The 921-nt window shown below is 59.1% G+C and carries 2 protein-coding genes; both read left to right on the top strand.

What is annotated here, in order from left to right:
* A partial coding sequence (locus tag A3730_RS28225) for an SDR family oxidoreductase (protein ID WP_156501422.1) occupies positions 1–266 on the top strand: 266 nt, incomplete at its 5' end.
* A gap of 135 nt (positions 267–401) precedes the next feature.
* Positions 402–698 (top strand): MGMT family protein, encoded by a 297-nt coding sequence (locus A3730_RS28220; RefSeq protein ID WP_063520609.1) that lies wholly within the window; start codon positions 402–404, stop codon positions 696–698.
* The last annotated feature ends 223 nt before the right edge of the window (positions 699–921 follow it).

Below are 921 nucleotides of genomic sequence, written 5' to 3'. Positions count from 1 at the left end.
CCGCCAAATCCGGCGTGGCCGCCATGGCCGAGGTATGGGCGAAAGAACTGGCCCGCTACAACATTCGCACCGGGGCGGTGGCGCCGGGCACCATCAACACCGACATGTTGGCCGCCATGAAACCGGAAGCCCGCGAGCGCCTGGTACAGGCGGTGCCCCTCAAACGTCTGGGCGAAGCCGAGCACATTGCCCGCAGCGTGGCCTTTATTTTCGAGACCGACTATTTCACCGGTCGCTGCATCGATATGGACGGCGGGCTGCGATAACAACGCCGGACGCTCAATGCCTAACGCACGATGCTACAACCCAGAAGAGGAAATCGGCTGGCACCGGTTTCCTCTTTTTATTGTGCTCTGCGTTTTTCCTTGCAGCTGGAAGCTAGCCACTGGAAGCTACCTTTCATGAACCCTGAATTCCGAGATGCCGTTTACCAGATCGTCGCCGCTATTCCCCCCGGATACGTCAGCAGTTATGGCGCCGTGGCAAAACAGGCGGGCTTTCCCCGTCATGCCCGTTTTGTTGGCCGTCTGATGAGCCAGCTCCCCAAGGACACCCGCCTGCCCTGGCACCGGGTGTTGCGCGCCGATGGCTGTATTGCCCTGGCTGGCACCCCCTCGGGGGAGATTCAGACACAACGGCTACGCGATGAAAATATTCCGGTGCTGGGCGACCGCGTGCCCAGACAGTATTTCCTGTAGCAGGCTGTTGAACCCACATCGCCCCCTGCGAACAAAGTGTCTATGATGAGCCTTTCGCCAATCGGCAATACCCGTTAAGAGTCCTATGCCCCCACAATCAACCAGCTGGCAGCAATCCCTGAAAGCCTTCCTGCACCCCCGTGTGGCCACCATGTTCTTTTACGGGTTTTCGGCGGGCATTCCGTTGCTGCTGATTTTCTCGTCGTTATCGCTATGGTTGCGC

It is taken from the genome of Alcanivorax sp. HI0044 (assembly GCF_001634945.1).
This window is presented reverse-complemented; position numbering and strand designations above follow the sequence as displayed.

Coding starts and splice junctions, on each gene's coding strand:
- A3730_RS28220 (WP_063520609.1), top strand. CDS start 402: ATGAACCCTGAATTCCGAGATGCCGTTTACCAGATCGTCGCCGCTATT.